The following is a 19,136-nucleotide window of genomic DNA, read 5'->3' on the forward strand; positions in this document are numbered from 1 at the left end:
TTATTTATAAAAAAGGTGAGGGGTAGCCTCTTGCTCTTCACCAAGAACTGTTTTTGCAACCTGACGTTGCCACTCTAGAAGAGACTGTAAACGCTCTTCTCTTGTGCCATCACAAACAGGTGCTTTGATCAGGTCCGATTCGTCAATGTGCTCACCACGCTTGAGAAGCATTTCATGTTCTTTAGGCTTTAAACTCAACATAATAACCTCCTATCACTCTTAAATAAATTTAAGCCAAAAATCTCTTTTTGTCAATTATTTATACAGTTTCCTACTAAGAGCCTATCCATTAGGCTAGGCGTAATTGTTGCAGGCAGTTTAAGCACAAACAACGCTTCAATCCCGGAGCGTACAGGTAGTACGTAAGGATTTTAAGCACCACCTCGCTTCAAAATGACCAATTAAATAGGCTAATAGGATAGGCTCTTAGTCTTTACACATAGATACTGTAAAAATCATCAGTTCACTTCTTGATTTACCCCCTAATTTTAGGTATAAAATCAGGAAGTGACGAGTGATGCGAGAACCGTATGAACAATCAAATGCAGCGTAAGGTAGTTTTTGGTGATGAGGCAATTGCCAATGTTTCTAAATATGGGATTAGCGAGTATGCACTTCAAGCAGCTATAGAAGATGGTCTTCTGGAGATCAGACAAAGTACTGATCTAGATGCTAAAACAGATCCGGGGTCTCGTGCTTGGGGAGCGGTTATTCGTGGCTTGCGCCGTGAATTGCTTACTGATAGTGAAGAATGGAGCTTTTCATTTGTTAGCGGGTTAAACCTGACTCATAACAAGGATAAAGGGTTAAATATTCTCGTTATGAGTGGCGACAAGTACACTGGTCTTTTAGATGGGAATCCCAAGAGCAAAAACCCTAAAGGGGCTGCTACTGAAGTTCTGGTCGGTGAAAACTTTGAATTGTTTAATCCTGAAAAAGGGATTTCTCCCATTGTCGCATCAGAACCTGTTGATTCGATGATCAACTTTGTTCTCCTTTACTTTTTCGATTATGGTAATAAAGAAGTGCGCTATGAATTATCCATTCCCGATGGAATGAGCAATTCTGCTGGTAAAACGCGAATAGCTTCATGGAAGGAACGATACATTTTCGAAGCGATTCCGTTTGTTAATAAAGTTATCCCTCTTAAAGAAGAGTTTAACGAAACCCCTGCGTTCACAGTTATTAGAAACGAGTAGTTCGGATATCACATGGCAAAATTTAACCCTTCGCGCCTTAAACTTGCAAGGACAAGAAGAGGATTAACAATGACAGCCTTAGCAAAAAAAGCAGGGCTTTCTTTGAGAATGATCGTTGATTATGAGAAAGATTATTGCCTATATGAGCCATCTGAGCAAACTATAGCTTCATTTGTAGATGTTTTAAAATATCCTGCCGATTTTTTCTTCGGTGAAGATATTGAATCAATTGATCCTTCTACAGTATCTTTTCGTTCTCTGAAGAAAATGACATCTGCACAGGAAGGTGCAGCAATTGGTGCAGGTCAACTCGGATTGATTGTTAGTGACTATTTTGAACAGTATTTTAAATTACCAGAACTCAACCTAATTGATTTAAGAGGCGAAACACCTGAATCAGCTGCACGAGCACTTCGTGATTACTGGAAACTTGGCAGTAAAAGCATTTCTAACATGGTTCATTTGTTAGAAATGAATGGGATTAAAGTATTTTCATTATCAGAAAATACAGCGGATGTTGATGCTTATTCGTTTTGGAAAGCAGGAAAGGCATATGTATTTCTGAACAACCAAAAAACTGCTGAACGAAGTAGATTTGATGCAGCTCATGAACTGGGGCATTTGGTTCTGCATAAACATGGAACACCTCAAGGCAAGGATATTGAAATTGAGGCTAATGAATTTGCTTCAGCGTTTTTAATGCCAAAAGAGAATATTCTAGCTGCAAAAATGCGCAATCCATCTTTAGATGCCGTGCTTCAACTTCGTCATAACTGGAAAGTATCTACCTTTGCTCTTATTTACCGTATGAGGCAAGCGGGAGCATTAACTACTTGGCAATATAATAATCTTGTAAGAGAAGCTTCTGCACGTGGGTTTAGATTGAGAGAGGATCAAGTAATGGAGCGAGAAAGATCTATGATCATTGACTCATTACTCGACGCCCTAGCTGATGATGGTATAACCTTACCGGTGATTTCTCGCCAGCTAAATATCCCTGTAGGGGAGCTTTCTAATCTGTTGTTCAGATTTGGTTTGATTCAAAGTATCTGAATGTTCAAATGAAGTGAGGCTAACAGATTAGCATTTCAAGATGTTAGCATTGTCCACTTATGGCACAGATCAGTCTGTCTGTAATTGTTTGTTGTATCAGTTTCAACTTTTTACATACAAAAAAACCATACCTAGATAAGTCAATGGTATGGTTTCCTGTATTAAGTCTGATTACATCCTTCTTCTAAACACAACATTATCAGAGAAAATTGCCTTACCTGCGACAAACCCAACAGCCGCAATGATTGGTAGGCTGATAGTAGCTCCCGCCATACCTGTAGACATTCCGATCAGTATAGACAGGCCGAAGGTCAATAATATAACCACGAAAGCATACCAGCCGGGGTAGGTTCCATACAGAACCGTCGCCATGCAGCCGGTGCAGACATGGACACCCCTTTGGCTTTCTTTCAGGCAAAATGGACACTTGATGGTATTGTTTTCCATGATAGCCCCTTAGATCGCTTTCCAGCCATTGCTGGTTTTAACAAGATTAATCATGCCGTCTTCAGGTTCATTCATACCCTTGACGCTGGAGAACGCTTTTTTGTCCACCCATGCAGGAACATCCGCCAACTTCCATGTATATGACACGCGAACAACTTTCTGATTACCGTTTCCCGGTTCGGTCCATTCCTTTATCTCAGTAACTTCCCGATGACCGACGCAGGCACCATTCTCACGGTTCCAAAACTCAACCTCTTGGCCCTTGTCAGTTACTTCCAGAACATCAACACTGCTAAAGCCATTTGCCTGTTGTGAAACAGTGAGCAGCCTTTGTTCAACAAGTCCTTTAAGGATTTCATCACTGGCACTATACCCCGCTGAACGGTAGCCACGGTTAACCTTAATCGGAAAACCTTTATTAAATACAATGTCGTTGTCCTGCAGGGAGTAGCACAGCTTTGATTGTGATATTTTTGCGTTGATCGCTTTCTCAAAATCCCCTTTTTCACCGCATCCCGATACAAGAGCAGCAAGACCCGCCACGAGTAAAAATTTACGCATAGTGTTATCCCAGAGTTAATGGTTGATTGTGCCGTTTCTCAGAACAACAAGACGAACTGGCATATCGGCGTTGTTGACGGTAGCGAACCCACGGACTTCGAAATTGTTTATCGTTCCGGTAACGCTGACTTTCTGGCCTTTCTTGTAAGTAAGAACGGCATCATCAATACCAGAGTAGTAATCCAGCCAGACCATCCCGCCGCAGTAGCTGGTATCAGAGGTTTTAAATAAAAGGTAATAGTTAGGGGCTGACTTAGGCATTCCCATCATCATATCGCTGGCACTTCTGCCCTTTGTAACTTCCAGAACAGTGGCATTGGTGATAGAGATCCTTTTGCCAGTCCACTGTTTCTCTGCCGCCATTGCGTTTTCTTCATAGTCTTTGCAGACAGCACCAAGGCCAGATACAGACGATACCGGGCCAAGGCTTTGAGTGGTGGCGGTGCCCCCCAGCGCTTTACCTACTGAAGACAACGAAGAACTGATTGCTCCATTAACTGTATTCACACCATCGTTGAGCTGCTGGCATCCTGTCAGTGCGGCAGCAGACAGCAGTAGAGGCATCACTATCCGTAATTTCATATCTATCCCCAATGTGTGGAAACTTTATGTCAAAGACAGCCCTACCCATAGGTTGGTCTCTCTGGGCTGTAAAAAAGCATTAATCAATTGATAGGATTCAATTTATTTTTCTGTTCGTCATATCGTTTGTATCGATCGAATTCAAATCATTTGATAGATAAAAGCTATCATATATCTATAATCGATCGATATAAACAATTAAAACGCCGATCAATTGACGCTAATTTGATAGTTAAAATCTATCAAATGCAGCTTATTGATCTTTTATGTCGATCAATAAGAGGTGTAATGTACACGAAGAGCCTTGTCAGTAGCTGTTTGCACATGGATGGAGATAGAAAGGTATAGGTCGGAACAGATAATACCCTGTCGACCATTACGCAGACAGGGATTGTTAGATCTCAGGTAATGTAGCTATCTTCAGATATGGTGTTGTAAAAACCTGTATGCAACGCATGTTTTAATATACTGTTTCATATGGAATGGTAGCTACCATTCAGACTTTTCAATCATCTTCCAAAGCACTCACACCACTTGCCGGGAAATTGGTTTTCATATTATTCGATATCTTCGGAACTAAGGACTCTATTGTTTCTTCGCTAACTTAGCTGAGTTCAGAAATCAATCTTCTGTATGTATTAATCATTCGTTCCTGATCACACTCATGTGCTGATTCTGATAAGAAGAAATAGTCATAATCTTTGACATGGATATTATCACCATTTTGCAAAGTTAGTTTTATTCCTTGTTCATTCTCTTCAACATCTTCAACAATACAAGTCATAAATGGTATTTTTTTATTTGTATGAAAGAGCGTAATAATCTTAATGTTGTTCATTCTTTATTTCCCTTCTTTTTTATTATTTAATACCATATCGAATCGGTAAAAATCAAATTTAACTCATTTAATAAACGTTTTACCTGTTTTTTCTTATTCTTTTGAAAAGATATTTCTCTTATGAGCTAAAGCTCATGTGCTGACGCACGGCTACGCCCTAACACTGTAAAATATATTTAACGATTTAACAATGGTCCTTGCTATGTTTTAGGGTAAAGCCAAAAGGATCAACATCTATTCTTTTATTCATGATTAAATATTTTCGATCCTATATTTCATAACAGCATTAGCACTAAAAGATATAGTATTTGCTCTTAAACGCATAGGAAAACTATATTCATAGAAGCAGCACTTAGTGATTGCTCAAGACAATCACACTGCTGAAACAGGGTTCACCCCTGTTAACGATGGATTTATCCATAAAGAATTGCGGCAGTAGCCGCTAATGTAAGATTAGTACAATTAATTTTACCACTTCATGTACGATTTCATTTTTAAGACATTTTATATACTAGCTTTACCTTAAACTTAATTAAGACATCATATTGAAAACAGATCTTTTATTATGAGCCTCCTCTCATGGCTTCGCCCTTTTTCTATATTAATGATAAATCCATCGAGGCTATAGCATTTGCTCTTAAACACATAGTAAAACTATATCCTCAATAGCAGCACTGAGTGATTGTCAGAAACAATCACATTGCTGAAACAGGGTTCATCCCTGTTAATGATAGATTTATCCATAAAGAATTGCGGCAGTAGCCGCTAATACAGTTAAAAGTAAATTCCATTCTTTACAACAAAACTATGATTATCAATTTAGCAACAGAAAGCAGCGCTTCGTGATTGTAAAAAACAATCACTTCGCTGAAAATACACCCCAAGAAAACCATATGTTTTTACGTAAAACGCTCTGCACATAAGATAAAAGGAAAACTGGACTCTCTTAACTTCTTACTAATTATTTAATTATAAGCACTCTCCCAGCCCAATAAAATCGGGGCTTCACACCTTTTTTTCCTATGTTTAAACATAGCAGACACCTATGTTTAAACATAGAACCCTCCTATGTTTAAACATAGCGGAATCTATGTTTAAACATAGTTTTTTTAACATATAGCAACATCATAATAATAAAAGTTCTATTTTATTTATAGTTTAACTATTGACTTTCATTTTTCTGCATAGTATTAAATAGGCATAATAAGAACTATAAGAGAGAATAATATGAATACTAATGACACTGAACTACTTCGCTTATTTGAAACATTAACCACAGAGCAAAAGATTGATATCGCAAGACACTTGCTACAAAACAAAGATATAAAATCAACCACCGTTATTGCAACAGAAGAAGATAAAGCGATCTCATTTGCACAGCCTTATGTTTTTGCTTTTACTTCAAACTTTCGTGTTTTTTCTGATCTGGATATATCTAAGAATGAATTCCGCGTGTTGACTTATATCTTAGAATATATGGAGTTTGGAAACCTAATCAACCTCTCACAGTCATCACTCTGTAAAGCGTTGAATATCGCATCCGGTAATATGTCAAACATATTCAAAAAGCTAAAACAAAAAGGTATTCTCGTTGAACATCATGGACACCTGTATATCAACTCTAATATTTTTGCCAAGGGTATGAGTCATCAACTTGATGAAAAACGTAAAGAGCATTTGAGTAATGCAAGAAATGTTCAGGCTGAGATTGAACAATACCCTGATGGTTATCAAAATCTTTCTCAACAGGAAAGACGAGGATTAGCCCTCGAAACAGTAAATCAAAATGTTTATACAGATGCTTTTATTTTTAGCAAGAAGAAAAAGAACAATGCAGTTCCTAATGCTAAAAACAGTATCAAGATAGATAAACCCCGCAAGGTATATAAACGAACAAAAGAAAATGAAGCAAATAGACAAGATTTAGTTAATATCACTAACCACTTAAAAGCTGTTTCCTAAATAATAACAAGGAATGAAAATGAAAAAGCTACCCGGTTCACTTGAAATAAAACTTCATGAAAAACTATCAAAAAACGACATTCTGAATGTCTTAGCAGAACATATGACGATGCTTGAGGAAACATTTGGCATTGAAGAGTTCAAACTCTATTCTTTTCTTGAATGTTATATTGATAGTAAAAAACAGTCCTTTTATCATGAAGAACATAATACTGTTGTAAATTCATTTGACTTACAAGGTAATGAGAAACTTGAGAACACAGCAAAAATAATTTCAAAAGATGGTAATAAAAGAATCGTCTCTTTTGATAAAAATATCGATGTAGATAGAATACGTTTAACAGTTGGAAGTATTCAGAAACATAATCCGTATCGATATTGGTCTAACAATATTCAAGTCATTCCATCATCAGTAGTCAGCAACATCATTCAAGATAAAGAAAGCCAACTACAATTAGAAAGAGATAAACTTTACTTCCTCAACCAACTGAGACGTAAACAAGAAGAGGAACAAAGGCGTAAAGAGCGTCAGGAATTTGAGCGTCCATTAAAATCACTCATCGCAAGAAAGATCATGGAAAGCGGTCTAACTGATTTAGAGTTCAAAAGAACAATATGTTCCAGCTTCGACTATATAAAAAGCGGCGCTGTAATAGCAAAATACCTAGCCAATAAACCTGATTTATTAGAAAAATATCATGATTCCCGATTAATAATAATGTCCATCAAAAATGATGAAGGTAAAGTCGGCAAGGTTGAACTTTATGATCTTTCTGGAACACTAATTTTTGAAAGCTATAAAAACAAATAAGAGAGGTATGATATGCAATGTTCATGTGGTAGAGAAATGACAGAGAGGTTTTCTGTTTCTAAGAAATGCAACTTGAGATGGGAATACTCTTTTTGTAAGTCTTGTGGAAGAATCGATGCAGATTATCTTTATAGCTACGATAAAACACAGTTTATTGAACGAGGTTATTCAGCAAGGCTAAATTATAGAGACATGACAAGAAAAATAGATAATTAAATCCATGCCTCTCCATTAAATTTGACACTTTGAACCAATCCCTTAAAATAAAATATATACACAATCCACTAAAAATACGAGGAGTCAACATGACAGACCATATAAAAAAAGCACAGGAAAATGAAACAATTATTGATGGTGGTAAAGTTTACGATGAGCTTAGGCGCGATTATCTTAACAGAAGTTTCCTTTTTCCTTGCTCAGATGAAAAAACAGATGATGATTTTAATCCTTTCAGTGACGAAGCATATAATAAAATGAAGTCCTTGCATGATGAAAGAGATAATCTTAATTTTAAAAACAAAATGAAAGAGATTAAAAGGAATTTATCTACATCACAAAAAAAAGAAGTCGAAAAAATAATGAAAAACAAAATAAAATAATTTTTTAAATATCCAGCCATGAAAAACACTTTCTCCGATGAGATAAAGATCATGACTACTTCCTTTATCTGAATATATAGAAGCCTACATTGACTTCTATATCCCATTAAACCTATTAAATATTTTTAACTTCCAATATTCAGAACCTTCCTCTTTCTCTCGAAGATTGGCCTCAAGATTCTTCATGATTAGCGCTTTTACTCCTTGGTTATGTGCTGCCATTACTTTGTTAAAGAGTTCTTTTTCATCTATATCTTCCCGTTTTTCTTTTCCTGTCCCATTCACTTTTTTGTAGTAATCGAAATCATCGAATAGATTGTTTATTTGTATTTTAAGTGCCTGTCCCGCACACTTTTCATTTTCAATGATCATTACCGCTTCATTATGAAATCCATATGCTATTTCGTATATGAAATCGCAATATAATGATAAGACCGTGCAAATAGCAAAAGACATTGATTCATTTTTTTCGTATAATACCACATCATTCATATCATATTCCTCTTGTAATCGATGTACAGCCCCATTACGGGGCCACATAATCTAAATCAGTGAGTAGATAACAACTCTGCCCATGATTTCTTAATCTATTTTTATTTTGATATTATTTACAATACTCCCATGAATGCCGGACCAGACGTTCCGCTACCTCTTCAAAGTTTACTTCTTCAAGCTTTCCTTCCAGACATTCACATTGGATAATGATGTAAAAATTTTTACTGATATGCTCAATAACATTGCCGATGAAAACACACATAAAATCCGCATCATATACCAAGTATGAGACATTATCAGAGGCCATATCCTGCATAACCTTCCAACTAGCCTCAAACGAACGCTCTGCAATATTATAAAACGTTTCTGTAGATACACTTTTAATTTCAAAAATTTTACTCATGGTTACGCCTCACCATTAAATGATATTTGTTTTCTTTTTTTTCGCCCCATGAATGAGGCTAAAAATGATTTATTAAATAACCTTTTTATCTTCGTTTGTGATTAACACGTAATGTTATCAACACCACCTCCTTATCAACCATTTTTACTGAATGCCCTTGTTCAAAGTACTCCCATCTGACTACCTTTTTAAAAGATGCGCTTGCATTTTTGATACAATCCTTATAAATACTATCCATGAATGCATCATCCTCCATTAACATCTCTGCTTCATCGGGTCGGACGTCCTTAAGCGTATTCATTTTGATTTCATAAAACAAACCTGCCATATGCATAAATACTTTTTGAGATTCTTTTATCAGTTTTTCACTCATTTCATTACCTCTTATTTTATATTACAGTCTGTTTATTTGCGCTGATTTCTATTCTTTTGTAATAAAGAAGATAATCATCACCATTAAAGCATTTAATCAAAAACTCATGATAACTACTTAGTATGGTTTTAACCTCTGGAACTGATATGTATTTAATCTTTATCTCTTCAGCACTTTCAAACCATTCCTGTAGCGTGAGATTAATAATATCCATTATGAATATCTCCCTGTAAAATCCATCCTTCATTTTTTTCAGAAATTCATCATCACTTAGATTAAAGTATAAGTAATGTATTAACTCGTTATAGGTATTTACAACATCAGTAGCAAAGTTTGCTGTCTCAGCATTACTTGCGGATATTTTAACGGGTATTTCATTCCAGCCTAAACATTTTTCGTTCATATTCACCTCTCTCATTAATAGTTAGTACGATACGCAGAATAAATAACTCTCAGATTCCTTCTCACCTCATCCAAGAACAGATGATATTCTTTCCCTTTATTATCTTTCATTGATTCAGCAAACTCTCGTTTTGTTCGCTCGATCACTTTTCCAATCACTTCTTCAATATAAAGTCGGTCTTTAAAATGACGCTCGTAATCATTTCCCATACAATCAATCATGACCTGAAGATGTTTTCTAAAGTTATTTATTGCCATTTCCATAAATACTTCTGTCTCATCATTCGTAACAGTCACCACACAAGACAGTACGTTTTTACTTTTCATCTTAACCTCTCATTATTTAATAAACTTTTTTAGATATGATTGCGAGAATCAGAAATGATTTTGTAAATCCATTCATCAATCTCACTTTCAATAAATGCTATAGAGCGCAATCCGGTTTTTACTTGCTTAGGAAATTTACCCGCTCTTATTAAGGTATATATCCACGTTTTACCAAACCCCGTTCTTCTTTTTACTTCTGGCAAACGAATCAGTTTCGGATGTTTATCTGTTTTGTTTTGAACCATATTTATCTCCTGTTTTTTTACGTAATATCTTGGATATTTCGTTTTTTAGTATGTTGTTCGATGGAGATAATTCTAGGAGTTTGGCTGGTTCTAAACTAGGGATGTTCACCAACCGTGAGTTTCGCGGAAATTTTGGAGGGATACTCTTTATAGGGACGTTCGCAGATTGTGAACATCCCTTGTGTTTACTTTTTGTTTTTATCCAAGGACTTATCGTTAAGTGTTATCACGTCAACGATACCCCAATCCTTCAACATATTGTTTTTAATATAGAAATCATTTAAAACCTTGAAGTACTCATCGTTATCAAGATAACTTTTCGCGTAATCATAATCAGTATCTTTGATGTTCTCACTACTTCTGACCCCATTATTACCATGCAGGATGTCAGCTAAAATGGTGAAAGGTATGTTCTTACATTCGTTGTAGAGCTGTTCCCATGAGATCAAATCCATCAAAGGGATGACTTTGTAATCAAGTATTCTTTCAAAGGTCTTATGACCAAACCTAAATTTTCGTTTCGGGGGTTTAGGCGTTTTCAGGTGCTTTTGCCATAGAGCAATCAGTACTTTCAGATGTTCTGCGAGATCGTCACTGCTGGCTTCTTCCAAGTCAATTTCAATCAGCATCTTGTTAGCAGGGTTCATGCCTCCTTGTTTCAGATACTCAGAGATGTAGTCGGAACTCACTGCAACAGGGTCTGTTTGCTCTGAAGTCTCCAGCCGATACATAGCCCGCCCATAGTTGAACAATTGAACTCTGGTCATTGGTCTTACAGCATAGCTATGCGACAGTCTGTGATTGTCTGAAATCCAGTCTGATTTAAGTATCACATCACCACATCGGATTGTGGCATCATGGTATATCGCTTGCATTTGATTATCTTTGCCTGCTGTTTCCCATTGTTGTCTTGTTTTGTAAGCCAACATCCGTCTTTCAAGCTCTGCATAGATTTGTTCTAAGGTGAGGTCTTTCAGGCCATCATATCGGCGTACATCAAACCAAGATAACGCTGCCCTGATTTCTTCCATTTCCTTTTGTGTAGTCATTGTTCTACCGATTGCTTTTGTGTTTCCTAAACGTTAGCCCATTCAACATGATAGAGAAAGTGGAAAAGAGGAGTGGGTTTTCAAAATGGTGTGAGCACAGTAAGTGACCTTGGAGGTCAGTGCTTTCACCTTGACTAAACATGATTTATTTAATAAAAAATAACCAATTGTTTTTCATCATTTATTTTAACAAAAATAACGACAACATCATGTTGATAATGAAAGAAAATTTAGATACGTATAGTCAGATGATTATGACAACAACCAATTGTTTTTAATTGACATTTTTACCACAAGAAAACAATAATGATGGTAAATATGTTGGTAAAAATATGGTTATATTTAACAAAGTCAGTAATAACAGGAGATGTAGATGAAGTTCGAGTCCAGTCAGAGGAGCCAAATTTGAAAAGCCTGCTTTTGAAGCAGGCTTTTTGCTTTTCTGCGTCGGGTACAATTGTCAGCTGGCGGCTGCGCCTGACCCGACCTACAAATCAGCGGACCGTTGATCGTCAAATAAAAAAGGCCCCCTGTCAACAGAGAGCCTTTTTCACAATTCGCTGCGATTATTCGCTTTTAGCTTCGGCGTTTTTGATTTCGCCCATCACTTTCAGCTTTTTAGAGATGTCGCGACGCTCTTTGGACAGCTCAGCATTTTTGATGATGTAATCATCAACGCGGTCTTCATAGTCGCTCTTCATGCTGGCGATGATGCCCTGAATAGCTTCAACGCTCATGCCCGGCTTGATGTAGTCGCTCAGGTTGTCGAGCAGCAGAACACGTTTCTGGTTGTCACGGATCTTCTTCTCAACGTCCTGGATTTCACGCTGCAGTTTGTTTTTGCGGCGGAACAGGCGGACGAATTCCAGAACATCCTGGAACGAAGGCTTGATAGTTTCCATTTTTTACACCCCTGATAATGTGAGATTCGGATTCGTTAAAGCAACCGTTGTAACAATAACCTTACTGACAGCGGCTGCGAATGACAATGGCTATATCGTTTAAAGCTATCATAACCCCAATTGCTGCTGAATCGAAGCAGCAGGCGTCACATCCGCGTTTTATTTGCGCAGCGCCCGACAAATCAGGTGCGATAGCAGTTCAAGCTGTCGCGCCAGCTCCAGGCTCAGCCAGACATAGCCGTGAATGGGCGTTTCCGCCACGTTATCGCCCTGCCGCTCGTTGATTAACTGCTTCAGTTCCGCCACGATTTCATTGAGACGCTCGCTGTTCGCCAGAACGGGCTGCGGGTTGCCTTCATAGAGCGCATGGGCGATGGTCAGCAGGGTCTGCTGCGTCATCATCTGCGTCTCTTTGAGGGTCTGGGCGTTAAGCATCAACAGATGGCTGGGACGCGTGGCCCAGTGCGCGTTGATTTGCAGTTCAAGCATGCACACCAGATTGCGGCTGACCGTCTGGATAGCTTCGAAAATCGCTTTCTGAATATGGGTCTCTTTACTGGCTGGTACTATCAGGCCGCGCATTTTGACCACGTCGTTGAGGATGGTTTGCAGATGCTTTTCCAGCCGGGGACGCTCAACCAGATTCGGTGAAAACCCCGCCTGGTAAACGCGGTTAAACGCCGTGACGTAGTTAGCCATCTGGATACGCCAGTGCAGAAAAGCCCGCTGCGGCCAGATGCCGGTAAACAGCATGGCGAGCAGCGAGCCCAGAATAACATCCCCGCTTCGCCACATCGCCGTGGTCATATCCCCTGCTGGCGCGCCGACCACGACCGCGAGAGTGATACCAATCAGCAGCGCCTGATAAGGCCGTTTGCCCAGCGCCAGCCAGCCGCACAGGAACATGGCGGCACCGCACCATGCCAGCATCACTGGAAATGAGATGAGCTCAAGCTTCAGGGCAATCAGCCCCAGGGCAGAGCCAAGCACGGTACCACCTATTCGCTCGAAGGCGCGCGGGACAACGTTGCCCCAAAATGATATTGGCCCCATCACCACCACCAGCGTGATCAGCGGCCACGTTCCTTCCGGTATATCCAGCAACCTGACCAGTACAAAGGTCAATACGAACGCCAGCGCGATGCGACACCCGTGCACCACGCGGTAATGTTTATATAAGCGAATTTCAAAAGGGGTTAATGATTTGTCGGGACGCACACCCGCTCTCCAGCAACACGGCAAATCACAATTGTACTGTGTTTTCAGCCGGGCGGATCGCTCCCGGCTGAAAAACCCTTCATTGAGCAGGCTTAAACCGTTTTGTGCTCTACCGCGATAAACATTTCAATATCCCAGTAGCCGTCCGCGTTGCCATCATTGAGATAGCGCTCAAAGCAGGGCTTAAGCGCCATCTGGTATTTATTATCCTGCAGCAGGGAATTAAAGAACTGATACCACGGAGTTGCAAAGTCGTAGTTTTCCACGCGCGCCGTCGCCACGGCATAATCACCGGCCGCGATTTCCGTCATCATCACCCCTTCGCTGTTTTCCGGGATGACGAAATCATCCGGTACGGTAACGGCCGTATCGCAGCGCAGTTTTTCTGCCGGAACCTCATCGGGGTTATCGTAATAGACCGCCACCCACTCCAGCGGCTCAATGTGACGCCCGTCTACCCACATGACCAGCTGTTCAAAGCCCTGCTTGACCGTTTTTTCCCACGGCCCAACAAGATGAAAACCCGCAATCTTACGTTTCTGTTGCTGCTTGATGCTGTAGTCCATGCTGCCTACGATTAGCACTGTATATTTATACACTATAAAGCAGGATTTCTATTATCGGCAAACGAGGAGTGTTTATTATGTGAGCAGACTCGCAACCCTGCCAGTCTGCCCATCAGCGGTTAAAGCGTGTGGTGAAGATAATCGCTCAAGCGTGAGAATACGCCTCCCTTATCAACGGCTTCCAGAGTGACCAGAGGCCAGTGCGCCACGACCTTGTCGCGGTCATAGAGCTGGATCTCCCCGACCCGCTGATGCGCGGCAATCGGTGCTTTCAGCTCTTTTTTATCCAGCACGTATTTGGCTTTGATGTTCGGTACTTCCGCTTTCGGCAGGGCCAGCCAGAAGTCCTGGTCGGTGCCCAGTTTCACCTGTTCTTTATCGCCGTACCAGATACGCTCTGTTCCGACTTTTTTACCGTTATGCAGGATCTGCACCGTATCGAAGTTCTGTTGTCCCCAGTGCAGGAGCTTGCGCGCCTGGTCCTCGCGCCCTTTCGGGCTGTCCGCTCCCATCACCACCGCAATCAAACGACGCTGACCGTCCACCGCGGAGGCAATAAGGTTAAAGCCTGCTCCTGAGGTATGCCCCGTTTTCAGGCCGTCCACGTTCATGGTTTTATCCCACAGCAGGCCGTTACGGTTTTGCTGGGTGATGCCGTTCCAGGTGAGACTCTTTTCGCTGTACATATGATAAAACTCTGGCTCACCGTGAATGATGGCCCGGGAGAGCACGGCCAGGTCATAGGCCGAGCTGTGCTGGCCCGGCGCGTCCAGACCGTGGACGGTTTCAAAGTGCGTATCACGCAGGTTCAGCTTCTGCACGTAGTCGTTCATCATCTTCACGAACTGCGGCTCCCCGCCCGCCACGTGATCGGCCAGCGCCACGCAGGCATCGTTGCCGGAATCGACAATCAGACCGCGGCTTAAATCACGCACGGTGACGCGATCGCCCTCTTTCAGAAACATCAGCGACGAACCGTCAAACACCGGGTTCCCTTTCGCCCACGCGTCACGCCCTACGGTGACAATGTCATCCGGCGAAATGCGATGGCTGTCAATGGCCCGATCCACCACATAGCCCGTCATCAGCTTGGTGAGGCTCGCCGGGTTACGTTGCTGATGTTCGTTGCCCGCCGTTAAAATTTGACCAGTCGTGTAATCCATCAGCACCCAGGAGCCAGCCTGAATGGCCGGAGGCTGCGGCGAAAAATCCAGTGGTTCGGCCGCAAAAGCAGATGAGACACTCGAAGCGAGTAAAGAAACAGCAATAAACAGACGGCGTTTCAACGGTATATCCTCAGGTCATTAAAAATCGATGACCTTTTTACGGGACTTCTGATGTCGTTACCTGGCTTAATTGCAAAAAAATGTGACAGAACGCAGGTTTTACGCGGAAGCGGTCTCGCAAATTTGCGACGCGGCGGCGCTTTTTATTCGGTCTGACCCGCACGATCGTTTACCATAGTGACGTCATTTTTTAACAGGATGGTATTACTGGTGTCTGACTCTGCCGCACGCCCGACTTTTTTATTCCACGATTACGCGCAGCAACGCTGAGAACAGCCACCAGCAAGTGTTAGGTGATGTGCTGATTTTATTTGGTACGCAATTTGGTACACAACGTAATTTTCACATCACCGGACAATCATCAAACTCGCCAGAACGTGCATCGTTGATGATGTATGTGATAACACCAAATATCGCATCCGGGCTCGTTCCATCATCGTACACAGGTATCTCTTCGCGCTTGCCCGTCTGCAAATCCTCAAGGTGGGGCTTTGGATGATTGCGATATCGCTTTATCCTCAGCTCACTTTCCATTCTGCATACCAGCAATGAGCCGTCACATGGCGTAAGTGACGCATCAACGACAAGAAGGGCGCCGCTAAGGATGCCTTCCCGGTAGTGTGTCGAACCTGCTCGCATGAAGTACGTTGCCGATGGCCTGGTTATGATGCGCTGGTCTAGCGATATGCGCTGCTCAACATAGTCTTGCGCTGGACTCGGGAATCCCATGATGCACCTCCTGATTACTGTATGCATATACAGTATTTCAGGTTTTGAAATTGATCAAGTGGTGATCACCTAACGCTTCGATGATAGACTTACCGTCAAATTATTCAGATGATAGAATTTCACATGATCATATCAATGGAAAACCTTGTAAGATTTGCTGCATTAGTAAGTGTGATAGGTTTTCTTACTGGCTTCAGCTCTGGGCATCCATATGTTCAGGTGATTGAATTTTTGATGATTCCAGTATGGATACATCAGGACTATCCGATTATAAAGAAATTTATAAAAGAACGGTTATTAAAATAACTCATAGGTCTTATATGCTTAAGCTATTCTCTAAATATTTGACTGTTGGCGTGTTAAACACCGCCATTCACTGGTTTATCTTCGCTATTGGCGTCTACATTTTCTCTGTTAATCAGGCCACAGCGAACTTTCTAGCTTTCGCTACCGCTGTGACATTCTCATTCTTTGCAAATGCCGCGTTTACCTTTAAATCAAAGCCTAAAGTGAAGGGGTATTTCCTCTTTGTCACCTTTATGGGGCTAATGAGCGTTCTGGTGGGAAAATTGTCTGACTATTATCAGATCGCACCTATCATTACCCTTGTTGAATTCTCGTTGATAAGCCTGATTTGCGGATTCTTTTATTCTAAACATATTGTCTTTAGGGAAGAAAAATGAAGATTTCTCTTGTCGTTCCAGTCTTCAATGAAGAGGACGCGATACCAATTTTTTACAAAACCGTCAGAGAGTTTGAAGACCTTCAGCAATACGAAGTAGAGATAGTATTCATCAATGACGGAAGCAAGGACGCAACGGAAGCGATCATAAACTCAATTGCGATATCAGACCCTCTCGTCAAGCCGCTATCATTCACGCGCAATTTCGGCAAAGAGCCTGCGCTATTCGCCGGGCTAGACCATGCAACCGGCGATGCGATTATACCGATTGACGTGGACCTGCAGGACCCTATCGAGGTAATTCCTCATCTTATCAATAAGTGGCTTGCCGGTGCGGATATGGTTCTGGCTAAACGAACAGACCGCTCTACAGATGGCAGGCTTAAGCGCAAGACGGCTGAATGGTTCTATAAGCTGCATAACAAAATAAGCAATCCGAAGATTGAGGAAAACGTTGGCGATTTCCGCCTGATGTCTCGTGAAGTAGTGGAAAACATCAAGCTCATGCCAGAGCGCAACCTGTTCATGAAGGGTGTATTGAGTTGGGTAGGAGGAAGCACCGATGTCGTTGAGTATGCCCGGGCGGAAAGGGTTGCAGGCAACACGAAATTCAACGGATGGAAGCTGTGGAATCTTGCTCTTGAAGGGATTACCAGCTTCTCAACATTCCCGCTTCGTATATGGACATATATCGGCCTGTTAGTTGCTGGCTTAGCCTTTCTTTACGGGACATGGATGATCATTGACACCATTGCGTTTGGCAACCCAGTGCGTGGCTATCCGTCTCTTCTGGTATCTGTTCTTTTTCTCGGGGGCATCCAGCTTATTGGGATTGGGGTACTAGGTGAATATATTGGACGTATATACATAGAATCTAAGCAACGACCTAAATATTTAATAAAGGGTAAAAAATGACTAATAAATTTAACTTTTTTTGTTGGGCTTTTATTTTCACAATATTGTCAGTGGTATATTCACTAATTGCCAAAAATACACTCCCAAACTCTGATGTTATATCATCATTCAGAGAAGCAAGGGATATTTTAAACGGTAACATACTGTTAAGTGGATGGAAGCTATCTACGGTATCATTTTACTTTACAGAGATCATACCATATGCATTAGCAATAAAAATAATAGGATTTAACGAGCACCTTTACTATATTGTCCCAGGGATATTTATGGGGATACTGGTAACAATTTCCTTGTATGTATCAAATCATAATAGAAATTTATCATTTTACGCAGTTCTTGCTACCTTTGCCATGCCAACATCGTTTTCATCGAGTATAATGTTAATTGCATGCATTCACATAGGTGCATACATACTAATCTTACTTTGTTTAGTTTTATTGGAGCAATATAGGTTAAAAGGGTCGTTAAAGCTATTATTGACATACATGATTATGTTATCAACTTTGTCTTTTAGTGATGACATTGCAAAATATGCATTTATTATCCCTGTTATACTTGTGTGCTTGTATAGAGTGGCACTTGGAATATATAAACAAGAAAACATAAACTATAGATATGTGGTATTGATAGCGTCAACTGCAGTATCAATTGCAGTTTCGAAATGCATATCTTTCTTTTTTTTACATTTTGGTGGATTTACCCTGCCAGGGATAACCACCCCGCATTTTGTTGATTTCTCTCAATTAACTAATAATATATCATTAACTATTCAGGGCACTTTTCATTTTTTTGGTGGATATGTATTTGGAATGGAAATAGGTGATAAGAGAACATTCTTTAGTTTAATTAAGGTAATATTCATATTTTCATTCATATATTTATCCACAAGGTGCATTCTTAAATTTAAGGACCTTGATTTCTTTTGTCAGGTATTGGTTGCGTCATCATTACTAATGTTTTTTGCTTATTTACTGAGCGACAGACCAACAAATCTCTTTTCTATCAGATACATTGTTCCTACGTTTGTATTTATGTCCATTGTCATTTCAAGAAGTGCCTTTGCCTTTTCTGCAAAAAGAAATATAGCGATTTCTTTAATCGTCATTTTGTTATCAATACCAAGTTTAGCAACATTAAGAAACACAGTAAACACTAACGATGTGACAATTGAACTAAGAAATTTTTTACATGAAAGCGGATATAAGAGGGGGTATGCCTCTTTTTGGTTTGCATCTTCGGTAGCCGGATTTAGCGATATTAACGTTGCGCCATATGAATTACGCAATAATCAATTTGTTCAATATAATGGGCTATCAAAATCAGAATGGTATAAAGCTGGAGCGGAGTTCTTAATTGCAGATGACGAAGACCAGATTGGCAATGCCATAAGACAGTTTGGAACTCCAAGTGAAAAACATAAGATTCAGGATAAAATAGTTCTCATATGGAAAGATGGGATCAGGGCTTTAAATTAGAAAGTGGTTTCGGATAT

The 19,136-nt window shown here is 40.3% G+C and carries 25 protein-coding genes; 8 read left to right on the top strand and 17 right to left on the bottom strand.

The features are described 5' to 3' along the window. A complete protein-coding gene (locus tag ACMWL8_RS03450; protein WP_016240050.1) occupies positions 1-201 on the bottom strand; it encodes a hypothetical protein in 201 nt (66 codons plus the stop codon). A gap of 329 nt (positions 202-530) precedes the next feature. Between ACMWL8_RS03450 and ACMWL8_RS03455 the strand changes: the two genes are divergently transcribed. Together ACMWL8_RS03455 and ACMWL8_RS03460 are read left to right on the top strand one after the other, a co-directional pair. Continuing rightward, a complete protein-coding gene (locus ACMWL8_RS03455) occupies positions 531-1,199 on the top strand; it encodes a hypothetical protein (RefSeq protein ID WP_016240049.1) in 669 nt (222 codons plus the stop codon). Positions 1,200-1,211: 12 nt separating this feature from the next. Beyond that, the gene (locus ACMWL8_RS03460) at positions 1,212-2,252 is read left to right on the top strand and encodes a helix-turn-helix domain-containing protein (RefSeq protein WP_063615966.1); all 1,041 of its coding nucleotides are present in this window, start codon (positions 1,212-1,214) and stop codon (positions 2,250-2,252) included. 171 nt (positions 2,253-2,423) lie between these two features. Here ACMWL8_RS03460 and ACMWL8_RS03465 read toward each other — a convergent pair whose 3' ends face one another. The 4 genes from ACMWL8_RS03465 to ACMWL8_RS03480 all read right to left on the bottom strand — a co-directional run bounded on the left by ACMWL8_RS03465 (position 2,424) and on the right by ACMWL8_RS03480 (position 4,680). After that, entirely contained in the window at positions 2,424-2,699 is a 276-nt protein-coding gene (locus ACMWL8_RS03465) for a hypothetical protein (protein ID WP_000430099.1), read from the bottom strand. Between the two features lie 9 nt (positions 2,700-2,708). Then, complete coding sequence (locus ACMWL8_RS03470; RefSeq protein WP_049122906.1) at positions 2,709-3,260, bottom strand: lipoprotein; 552 nt, start codon at positions 3,258-3,260, stop codon at positions 2,709-2,711. A 15-nt stretch (positions 3,261-3,275) separates the two neighbouring features. Continuing rightward, complete coding sequence (locus tag ACMWL8_RS03475) at positions 3,276-3,842, bottom strand: hypothetical protein (protein ID WP_058670891.1); 567 nt, start codon at positions 3,840-3,842, stop codon at positions 3,276-3,278. A 604-nt stretch (positions 3,843-4,446) separates the two neighbouring features. After that, entirely contained in the window at positions 4,447-4,680 is a 234-nt protein-coding gene (locus tag ACMWL8_RS03480) for a hypothetical protein (protein WP_047730330.1), read from the bottom strand. Between the two features lie 1,227 nt (positions 4,681-5,907). On the opposite strand from ACMWL8_RS03480, the gene ACMWL8_RS03485 reads away from it, so the two are divergent. The 3 genes from ACMWL8_RS03485 (at position 5,908) to ACMWL8_RS03495 (ending at position 8,052) form a co-directional block, all read left to right on the top strand. After that, positions 5,908-6,642: a replication/maintenance protein RepL gene (locus ACMWL8_RS03485; protein ID WP_001515489.1), complete on the top strand. Its 735-nt coding sequence runs from the start codon at positions 5,908-5,910 to the stop codon at positions 6,640-6,642. Positions 6,643-6,661: 19 nt separating this feature from the next. Continuing rightward, positions 6,662-7,453, top strand: coding sequence for a hypothetical protein (locus ACMWL8_RS03490; protein WP_414751549.1), 792 nt, complete (start codon positions 6,662-6,664; stop codon positions 7,451-7,453). A 305-nt stretch (positions 7,454-7,758) separates the two neighbouring features. After that, positions 7,759-8,052 (top strand): hypothetical protein, encoded by a 294-nt coding sequence (locus ACMWL8_RS03495; RefSeq protein ID WP_064168142.1) that lies wholly within the window; start codon positions 7,759-7,761, stop codon positions 8,050-8,052. 96 nt (positions 8,053-8,148) lie between these two features. Here ACMWL8_RS03495 and ACMWL8_RS03500 read toward each other — a convergent pair whose 3' ends face one another. From ACMWL8_RS03500 to ACMWL8_RS03555, 12 genes are all read right to left on the bottom strand, one after another. Beyond that, complete coding sequence (locus ACMWL8_RS03500; protein WP_252074333.1) at positions 8,149-8,544, bottom strand: hypothetical protein; 396 nt, start codon at positions 8,542-8,544, stop codon at positions 8,149-8,151. A 112-nt stretch (positions 8,545-8,656) separates the two neighbouring features. Further along, positions 8,657-8,950, bottom strand: coding sequence for a hypothetical protein (locus ACMWL8_RS03505; protein WP_049121561.1), 294 nt, complete (start codon positions 8,948-8,950; stop codon positions 8,657-8,659). A gap of 85 nt (positions 8,951-9,035) precedes the next feature. Further along, on the bottom strand, positions 9,036-9,323 hold the full coding sequence (locus ACMWL8_RS03510; RefSeq protein ID WP_073527345.1) for a hypothetical protein: 288 nt from the start codon (positions 9,321-9,323) through the stop codon (positions 9,036-9,038). A gap of 16 nt (positions 9,324-9,339) precedes the next feature. Further along, positions 9,340-9,726 carry a hypothetical protein gene (locus ACMWL8_RS03515; protein WP_015606140.1) on the bottom strand — a complete coding sequence of 129 codons (387 nt, stop codon included), beginning with the start codon at positions 9,724-9,726 and terminating at the stop codon, positions 9,340-9,342. A 14-nt stretch (positions 9,727-9,740) separates the two neighbouring features. Beyond that, positions 9,741-10,052: a hypothetical protein gene (locus tag ACMWL8_RS03520; RefSeq protein ID WP_414751550.1), complete on the bottom strand. Its 312-nt coding sequence runs from the start codon at positions 10,050-10,052 to the stop codon at positions 9,741-9,743. 29 nt (positions 10,053-10,081) lie between these two features. Continuing rightward, positions 10,082-10,297 (bottom strand): helix-turn-helix transcriptional regulator, encoded by a 216-nt coding sequence (locus ACMWL8_RS03525; protein ID WP_000250489.1) that lies wholly within the window; start codon positions 10,295-10,297, stop codon positions 10,082-10,084. 185 nt (positions 10,298-10,482) lie between these two features. After that, complete coding sequence (locus tag ACMWL8_RS03530) at positions 10,483-11,346, bottom strand: DUF6387 family protein (RefSeq protein WP_252074334.1); 864 nt, start codon at positions 11,344-11,346, stop codon at positions 10,483-10,485. Positions 11,347-11,912: 566 nt separating this feature from the next. Continuing rightward, the gene (locus ACMWL8_RS03535) at positions 11,913-12,248 is read right to left on the bottom strand and encodes a DUF496 family protein (protein WP_028013754.1); all 336 of its coding nucleotides are present in this window, start codon (positions 12,246-12,248) and stop codon (positions 11,913-11,915) included. 159 nt (positions 12,249-12,407) lie between these two features. Further along, positions 12,408-13,466 (bottom strand): FUSC family protein, encoded by a 1,059-nt coding sequence (locus ACMWL8_RS03540; protein ID WP_028013755.1) that lies wholly within the window; start codon positions 13,464-13,466, stop codon positions 12,408-12,410. Positions 13,467-13,558: 92 nt separating this feature from the next. Further along, positions 13,559-14,032, bottom strand: coding sequence for a DNA gyrase inhibitor SbmC (gene sbmC, locus ACMWL8_RS03545; protein ID WP_028013756.1), 474 nt, complete (start codon positions 14,030-14,032; stop codon positions 13,559-13,561). Between the two features lie 119 nt (positions 14,033-14,151). After that, complete coding sequence (gene dacD / locus ACMWL8_RS03550; protein ID WP_045260391.1) at positions 14,152-15,318, bottom strand: serine-type D-Ala-D-Ala carboxypeptidase DacD; 1,167 nt, start codon at positions 15,316-15,318, stop codon at positions 14,152-14,154. A 342-nt stretch (positions 15,319-15,660) separates the two neighbouring features. Beyond that, on the bottom strand, positions 15,661-16,047 hold the full coding sequence (locus tag ACMWL8_RS03555; RefSeq protein ID WP_045259855.1) for a S24 family peptidase: 387 nt from the start codon (positions 16,045-16,047) through the stop codon (positions 15,661-15,663). Positions 16,048-16,367: 320 nt separating this feature from the next. On the opposite strand from ACMWL8_RS03555, the gene ACMWL8_RS03560 reads away from it, so the two are divergent. Genes ACMWL8_RS03560 through ACMWL8_RS03570 form a run of 3 tightly spaced genes read left to right on the top strand, consistent with a single transcriptional unit; the run spans position 16,368 to position 19,119 of the window. Further along, complete coding sequence (locus ACMWL8_RS03560) at positions 16,368-16,730, top strand: GtrA family protein (RefSeq protein WP_045259929.1); 363 nt, start codon at positions 16,368-16,370, stop codon at positions 16,728-16,730. Then, a complete protein-coding gene (locus ACMWL8_RS03565) occupies positions 16,727-17,644 on the top strand; it encodes a glycosyltransferase family 2 protein (protein ID WP_414751551.1) in 918 nt (305 codons plus the stop codon). Before ACMWL8_RS03560 ends, ACMWL8_RS03565 begins: the two co-directional genes overlap by 4 nt. Beyond that, on the top strand, positions 17,641-19,119 hold the full coding sequence (locus ACMWL8_RS03570) for a hypothetical protein (protein WP_414751552.1): 1,479 nt from the start codon (positions 17,641-17,643) through the stop codon (positions 19,117-19,119). The genes ACMWL8_RS03565 and ACMWL8_RS03570 overlap by 4 nt, the downstream gene beginning before the upstream one ends. The last annotated feature ends 17 nt before the right edge of the window (positions 19,120-19,136 follow it).

It is taken from the genome of Enterobacter sp. 04-C-12-SI-ECC (assembly GCF_047530715.1).
In the GTDB taxonomy this organism is placed as follows: domain Bacteria; phylum Pseudomonadota; class Gammaproteobacteria; order Enterobacterales; family Enterobacteriaceae; genus Enterobacter; species Enterobacter bugandensis.